Below are 7239 nucleotides of genomic sequence, written 5' to 3' on the forward strand. Positions count from 1 at the left end.
TTTTTCATGCCCGGACTATGCCCCGAACACGCGCTCGACGACAGCCTTCGCCCGACGGGTGATCCGCATGTAGGTGTCGAGGAATTCACTGCCGTCGTCGTTGGGCCAGCCCGCTACCCGGGCGACCGCGGAGAGCAGCTTGCCGGGGCCGGGGAGTTGATCCGACGGCTTGCCCTTGACCAGGACGAGCGCGTTGCGGGCCGCGGTGGCGGTGATCCACGATTCACGCAGCAGCGCCACATCGTCGGGTTCGAGGATGCCCTCGGCCTCGATCACGTCGAGCGACTGCAGGGTCGAGGTGTTGTGCAGCGCGGGTACCTCGTGCGCGTGGCGCAATTGCAGCAGTTGGACCGTCCATTCGATGTCGGCCAGACCGCCGCGACCCAGTTTGGTGTGGGTGGACGGGTTGGCACCGCGCGGGAGTCGCTCGGAGTCGACGCGCGCCTTGATCCGCCGGATCTCGCGGACCGATTCCTCCGAGACCCCGCCGGTCGGGTAGCGGATCGGGTCGATGACGTGCAGGAAGCGCACGCCCAGATCCTGATCGCCCGCCACCTGGTGGGCGCGCAGCAGCGCCTGCACCTCCCACGGCTGGGCCCATTGCGCGTAGTAGGCCTGATAGGCGGTCAGCGTTCGCACCAGGGGTCCGTTGCGGCCCTCGGGGCGCAGGCCCGCGTCGACCTGCAGCGGCGGGTCGACGCTCGGTGCGCCGAGCAGCCGCTGCACCTTCTCGGCGATCCCGTTCGCCCATTTCACGGCCGCGGCCTCGTCTTCACCGGGGCGCGGATCGCAGACGAACAGCACGTCGGCGTCGGATCCGTAGCCCAGTTCCATCCCGCCGAGCCTGCCCATGCCGATCACCGCGAAGTCGGCGGGCGCGGGCGCTCCGCGTTCGGCCTCCGAGGCGCGGATGACCGCGCTCAGTGCCGCCTCGAGCACCGCGACCCACACCGACGACAGCGCCGCGCACACCTGCGGGACGTCCAGCATGCCGAGCACGTCAGCCGAGGCGACCCTGGCCAGTTCGTGTCGGCGCAGTGAACGTGCCGCCGCGACAGCACGTTTCGGGTCGTCGTAGCGCGCGGCCGCGGTCTGCATGCCACGGGCGACGTCTTCGGGTTCGGTCCTGAGCAACTGCGGGCCGCCGGGCCCGTCGGCGTACATGCGAATGGTGTCGGGCGCGTTGATCAGCAGATCGGGCAGGTACTCCGAGGAACCGAGCACGATCATCAGACGCTGGGCCACCGCGCCCTCGTCACGCAGGACGCGCAGGAACCAGATCTGGTCGTCGAGCCCCTCCGACACCCGGCGGTACGCGAGCAGCCCGGCGTCGGGATTCGGTGTGTCGCCGAGCCATTCGAGCAGCGTCGGCAGCAGCAGGGCCTGGATGCGGCCTTTGCGCGAGACGCCGCCGGTGAGCGCTTTGAGATGGCCGAGCGCGTTGGCCGGTGCACCGTAGCCGAGGGCGGCGAGCTGGCGGACGGCGGCGTCGGGGCTCAGGCGCAGCGCGTCGGAGTCCATCCGGGCGACCGCGTCCAGCAGCGGGCGATAGAACAGTTTCGCGTGCAGCCGCCGGACCCGCACGGCGTTGCGGCGGATGTCGGTGTCGAGCACGCCGACCGCGTCCTGGCGGCCGTCGGGCCGGATGTGGGCGGCGCGGGCCAGCCAGCGCATGCCCTCCTCGTCATCGGCCGCGGGCAGGGTGTGGGTGCGCTTGAGCCGCTGCAATTGCAGGCGGTGTTCGAGCAGGCGCAGGAATTCGTAGGAGGCGGTGAGGTTGGCGGCGTCCTCGCGGCCGACGTAGCCGCCCGCGGCGAGGGCCGTGAGCGCTTCGACGGTATTGGTGACGTGCAGCGCCTCGTCGACCCGGCCGTGCACCAATTGCAGCAGCTGCACGGCGAATTCGACATCGCGCAGGCTGCCCGCGCCGAGTTTGAGTTCGCGCTCACGCATGTCGGCGGGGACCAGATCCTCGACCCGGCGGCGCATGGCCTGGACGTCGGCGACGAAGTCGGGGCGTTCCGACGCGGTCCAGACCATCGGCATCAGCGCGTCGCGGTACTGCTTGCCGAGTTCCAGATCGCCGGTCATCGGCCGGTTCTTCAGCAGCGCCTGGAACTCCCAGGTGCGCGCCCACCGCTTGTAGTAGGCGAGGTGGGAGTCGAGGGTGCGTACCAGGGCGCCCGCTTTGCCCTCGGGGCGCAGCGCGGCGTCGACCTCGAAGAAGGCCGAGCTCGCGACGCTCATCATCTCCGCGGCGAGCCGGGTCGCGGTCGCGTCGGCCGGTTCGGCGACGAACACCACGTCGACGTCGCTGACGTAGTTCAGTTCTCGCGCACCACATTTGCCCATCGCGATCACCGCGAGTCGCACCGGCACCGGGCCGTTCTTGCACACCCTGGCCACCGCGACCGACAGGGCGGCGGTGAGCGCGGCATCGGCCAGATCCGACAGGTGCTTGCCGACCACCAGGTACGGCGGCACCGGTTCGTTCTCGACCGTGGAGGCGAGATCGACCGCGGCCAGCAGCATCAGCTGATCGCGATACCTGCTGCGCAGCAAGGCGACCGCCTCCGGACCGGCGATCCCGGCGCGGAACAGCATCGGCCCCGCGTTGGGCCCGGTCTCCGGCGCCGCGTCGACGGCGTCGAGCAGATCGGCGATCAGCTCGTCACGGCTGGGAAGTTCGTTCTTGTGCAGTACTTTCCACGCCGCCGGGACAGCGACCAGGTGGTCGCCGAACGCCGTCGACGAGCCGAGCAAGCCGAACAGCCTGCCGCGCAACGTGGTGTCGGACCGGATCGCCGAATCCAGTTCGAGCCATTCGTCTTCGAGCGATTCGCGCAGCCGCACCAGCGTGGACAGCGCCAGATCGGCATCGGGCGAACGCGAGAGCGCCCAGAGCACCGGCACCCCGTCGACGTTGTCCCAACCGAGTTGGTGCAGGGAAGCCGCCGCTGTCGGTTCGAGTAAACCGAGCCGGCCGACGCCGGGTACAGCGGAGCGGGCAGTCGGTGGCCGGACCATAGCTGTAAGCCTAGCGGCTGGCGCCGCGGGTTTTCGGCCCAGGATCGCTCAGAGGCTCAGGTATTCCTTCAGTTCCCAGGGAGTGACCTGCGAGCGGTAGGCGGCCCATTCGCGGCGCTTGTTGCGCAGGAAGAAGTCGAAGACGTGTTCGCCGAGGGTTTCGGCGACCAGCTCGGAGCGCTCCATCGCCTGCAAGGCCTCGTCGAGGGTGCCGGGCAGAGTGCGGAAGCCCATGGCGCGACGCTCGGCGTCGGTCAGCGACCACACGTCGTCCTCGGCCTCGGGGGGCAGCGTGTAGCCCTTTTCGATGCCGCGCAGACCCGCGGCCAGCAGCACCGCGAAGGTCAGGTACGGGTTGCAGGCCGAATCAGGGCTGCGGATCTCGACGCGACGCGAGGACGACTTGTTCGGGGTGTACATCGGCACCCGCACCAGCGCCGACCGGTTGGACCGGCCCCACGAGGCCGCGGTCGGGGCTTCGCCACCGTGGATCAGGCGCTTGTAGGAGTTGACCCACTGGTTGGTAATCGCGCTGATCTCGGGGGCGTGCTCGAGGATGCCCGCGATGAACGAGCGCGCGGTGCCCGAGAGGTTGTTCGGGTCGTCGGGATCGGCGAAGGCGTTGTTCTCGCCCTCGAACAGGCTCATGTGGGTGTGCATGGCCGAGCCGGGGTACTCGGAGAACGGCTTGGGCATGAACGTCGCGCGCACGCCCTCGTCGATCGCCACCTCTTTGATCAGGTAGCGGAAAGTCATCACGTTGTCGGCCATCGAGAGCGCGTCGGCGTAGCGCAGGTCGATCTCCTGCTGGCCCGGAGCACCCTCGTGGTGGCTGAACTCGACCGAGATGCCCATGGATTCGAGCGAGTCGATGGCATGGCGGCGGAAGTTCGGCGCCGCGTCGTGCACGGCCTGGTCGAAGAAGCCGCCGTTGTCGGCCGGGGTCGGCTCGTAGCCGTCCTTGAGGTTGTTCTCCAGCAGGAAGAACTCGATCTCGGGGTGCACGTAGCAGCTGAAGCCCGCGTCGGCGGCCTTGTTCAGCTGACGGCGCAGCACGTGGCGCGGGTCGGCCCAGGACGGCGAACCGTCGGGCATGGTGATGTCACAGAACATCCGCGCCGAGTGCTGGTGGCCTTTGGAACTGGCCCACGGCAGCACCTGGAAGGTCGACGGATCGGGGCGCGCGACCATGTCCGCCTCGGACACGCGCGCGAAGCCTTCGATGGCCGAGCCGTCGAAGCCGATGCCCTCCTCGAAGGCGCCTTCGAGCTCGGCGGGGGCGATGGCGACGGACTTGAGGTAGCCCAGCACATCGGTGAACCAGAGACGGACGAAGCGGATATCCCGCTCTTCGAGCGTCCGCAGCACGAATTCCTTCTGGCGATCCATACCGGCGAGAGTAAGCACCCGGCGTTAAATCCGTGTTACATACGGAGACGGGTTTGCGATCTCGTCACATCGTTCGCACATCTCACCGGCCACGACGGGGCGCGGTGAGCAAATGTGGCTCTCAGCATGTGAGACCGGGCGCGGGCGTGGCGAGATCGACGAGGTAGTCGATCACCGCGGTGTCGAGGCACTGATCCCCCGCCACGAGCGCGGCGGTGTGCCGATTACCGCGGAAGGTGATCAGGTCGGCGCCCAGCTGTGCGGCCAGGTCGACACCGGCCTGATAGGGCGTAGCCGGATCGTCGGTGGTGGAGACCACGACGGTGGGCGGCAGCCCAGGGGCCGAGACGCGATGCGGGGTGCTGGTGTTGGGCACCGGCCAGGCGGCGCACAGTTCCAGCGGGGCGGCGCCGGTGCCCTTGCCGTCGTCGAGGAACGGGGCGGCCTTGCGGTACTCGGTGTCCTGGCGGCCGGTTACCGCGGGATCGGTGACGCGGGGATCGTCGACGCAGCGGATCGCGTTGAAGGCGTCCTGGGTGTTGGCGTAGGTGCCGTCCTGGCGGCGGCCGTCGTACATATCGGCCAGTTGCAGCAGGGTGTCGCCGCTGCCCGCGCGCAGTTCGGCGAGGCCCTGGGTGAGGATCTGCCACAGGTCGTCGCTGTAGAGGGCCTGCTGGACGCCGGTGATCGCGTCGTTGTAGCTGAGGCCGCGCGGGTCGGCGGTCGGCGCCGGAGTCTTCTCCAGCGGTCCGACCAGCTCGCGGAAACGGGTCACGGCCTGGGCGGGATCGGTGCCGAGTGGGCAGTCGGCGTTCTTCGCGCAGTCGGTGGCGTAGGCGGTGAACACGCCCTGGAAGCCCGCCGCCTGACGCAGTGACTCCTGGACCGGATCCTGCGAGGAGTCGACGGCGCCGTCGAGGACGAGCGCGCGCACGTTCTGTGGGTATTTCTCGGCGTAGGCCGAACCGAGGCGGGTGCCGTAGGAGTAGCCGAGGTAGCTCAGTTTCGCGTCGCCGAGGACGGCCCGTATGACATCCATGTCCTGGATCACCTCGCGGGTGCCGACGTGGCCGAGCAGGTCGACGCCGGTGCGCTGGGCGCAGCGGTCGGCGTACTCACGGTTGTCGGCCTCGGCCTCGGCGATGCCCGCCGGGGTGTTGTCGGTGGGCGGCTCGGCGCGCTCGGCGTCGGCCTGCTGCGGGGTGAGGCAGACGATCGAGGGCAGCGACGAGCCGACCCCGCGCGGATCGAACCCGACCCGATCGAACTTCTCCGCCAGCTCGGTGCGATTGCCGACACCGACCATGGACAGGCCGGAGACGCCGGGTCCGCCCGGGTTCATCAGCAGCGAGCCGACCTTCTCGCCGGTGGCCGGGATCCGGGAGAGCGCGATCTGGGCGGTCGGGCCGTCCGGGCGCGCGTAGTCGATCGGCACGGTGATCCGCGCGCACTCGGCCTTGGGCGGCAGCCGGTCCTCCGGGCTGCCGTAGCCCTCGCACGAGCCCCAGTCGACCTGCTGGTCGTAGAAGCTGTCCAGGCCCGGTGGGGGCGGGGGCAGTTCAGCACGCGGTGCGCTGTCCTCGCCGGTGCCGCATCCGGTGACGATCAACGCAGAGACAGCGCCGAGGAGCACGACGAGCCGGCCTCGCTGCACAGTGGGCCCACCTTTCCGCGCCCCGCGGCGCACACCTGCGCCCGAACGGGCTCGCATCACGGTAACCGAATCACCGGATGTGACCGATCACACCGGTGCCGGGCCTTAAACCCGTGCGGGCGCAGGTGGCACACTGAGATGGTCAGAAAAGCCCGGGGACCCGGTATGGGCCTCGAGGAACCAGACGAAAGGGACGATGATGTCCGTATCCGATGAGCAGAGTCCTGCCTACGGTGCCACTCCCGCCGACAGCAAGCCACGCCGCAAGACCCGCGTCCAGCATCTACAGCAGATGAAGGCCGACGGTGAGCGCTGGTCGATGCTGACGGCCTACGACTACTCGTCCGCGCGACTGTTCGAAGAAGCCGGTATCCCCGTGCTCCTGGTCGGCGATTCCGCCGCCAATGTCGTCTACGGCTACGACACCACCGTGCCGATCACCGTCGACGAGCTCATCCCGCTCGTGCGCGGTGTCGTGCGCGGTGCCCCGCACGCGCTGGTCGTCGCCGATCTGCCGTTCGGAACCTACGAGTCCTCGCCGCAGCAGGCCCTGGCGACCGCCATCCGCTTCATGAAGGAGGGCGGCGCGCACGCGGTGAAGCTCGAGGGCGGCGAACGGGTCGCCGAGCAGATCGCGCTGATCACCTCCGCGGGCATCCCCGTGATGGCCCACATCGGGTTCACCCCGCAGAGCGTGAACACCCTGGGCGGATTCCGGGTCCAGGGCCGAGGCGACGGCGCCGAGCAGCTGGTCGCCGACGCGATCGCCGTGCAGGAAGCCGGTGCGTTCTCGGTGGTCATGGAAATGGTCCCCGCCGAGATCGCGGGCCAGGTCACCCGCAAGCTGACCATCCCGACCGTCGGCATCGGCGCGGGCGCCGACTGCGACGCCCAGGTGCTGGTCTGGCAGGACATGGCCGGCTACACCAGCGGCAAGACCGCTAAGTTCGTCAAGCGCTTCGGCAACGTAGGCGACGAACTCCGCACCGCCGCAGCCACTTACGCCGCCGAAGTCCGCCAAGGCACCTTCCCCGGCCCAGAACACAGCTTCTGACCGGACCCACAACAACCTGTCCCCGTCTTCAACAACCCACCCAACCCACCCACCGCACTCCCGACCCCTAGGGAGGGACGGCCACGAAGTGGCCGGTCCGCGGCCGGGTCGCCGG

The 7239-nt window shown here is 69.3% G+C and carries 4 protein-coding genes; 1 reads left to right on the forward strand and 3 read right to left on the reverse strand.

The window, feature by feature from the left end; genetic code table 11:
* Window positions 1–15: 15 nt before the first annotated feature.
* The 3 genes from ACFVJ5_RS35385 to ACFVJ5_RS35395 all read right to left on the reverse strand — a co-directional run bounded on the left by ACFVJ5_RS35385 (window position 16) and on the right by ACFVJ5_RS35395 (window position 6127).
* On the reverse strand, window positions 16–3027 hold the full coding sequence (locus ACFVJ5_RS35385) for a bifunctional [glutamine synthetase] adenylyltransferase/[glutamine synthetase]-adenylyl-L-tyrosine phosphorylase (RefSeq protein ID WP_379227046.1): 3012 nt from the start codon (window positions 3025–3027) through the stop codon (window positions 16–18).
* A 48-nt stretch (window positions 3028–3075) separates the two neighbouring features.
* Window positions 3076–4416, reverse strand: coding sequence for a type I glutamate--ammonia ligase (gene glnA, locus ACFVJ5_RS35390; RefSeq protein ID WP_379227048.1), 1341 nt, complete (start codon window positions 4414–4416; stop codon window positions 3076–3078).
* 121 nt (window positions 4417–4537) lie between these two features.
* The gene (locus ACFVJ5_RS35395) at window positions 4538–6127 is read right to left on the reverse strand and encodes an alpha/beta hydrolase (RefSeq protein ID WP_379227050.1); all 1590 of its coding nucleotides are present in this window, start codon (window positions 6125–6127) and stop codon (window positions 4538–4540) included.
* Window positions 6128–6269: 142 nt separating this feature from the next.
* Here ACFVJ5_RS35395 and panB point away from each other — a divergent pair, with 142 nt between their 5' ends.
* Window positions 6270–7124: a 3-methyl-2-oxobutanoate hydroxymethyltransferase gene (panB, locus tag ACFVJ5_RS35400; RefSeq protein WP_379227052.1), complete on the forward strand. Its 855-nt coding sequence runs from the start codon at window positions 6270–6272 to the stop codon at window positions 7122–7124.
* Window positions 7125–7239 lie beyond the last annotated feature (115 nt).

It is taken from the genome of Nocardia sp. NPDC127606, assembly GCF_042671725.1.
GTDB lineage: Bacteria > Actinomycetota > Actinomycetes > Mycobacteriales > Mycobacteriaceae > Nocardia.

Excerpts from the sequence above, each read along its gene's own strand:
- glnA (WP_379227048.1), bottom strand. The coding sequence starts at position 4,416 with ATGGATCGCCAGAAGGAATTCGTGCTGCGGACGCTCGAAGAGCGGGAT.
- ACFVJ5_RS35395 (WP_379227050.1), bottom strand. The coding sequence starts at position 6,127 with ATGCGAGCCCGTTCGGGCGCAGGTGTGCGCCGCGGGGCGCGGAAAGGT.
- panB (WP_379227052.1), top strand. The coding sequence starts at position 6,270 with ATGTCCGTATCCGATGAGCAGAGTCCTGCCTACGGTGCCACTCCCGCC.
- ACFVJ5_RS35385 (WP_379227046.1), bottom strand. The coding sequence starts at position 3,027 with ATGGTCCGGCCACCGACTGCCCGCTCCGCTGTACCCGGCGTCGGCCGG.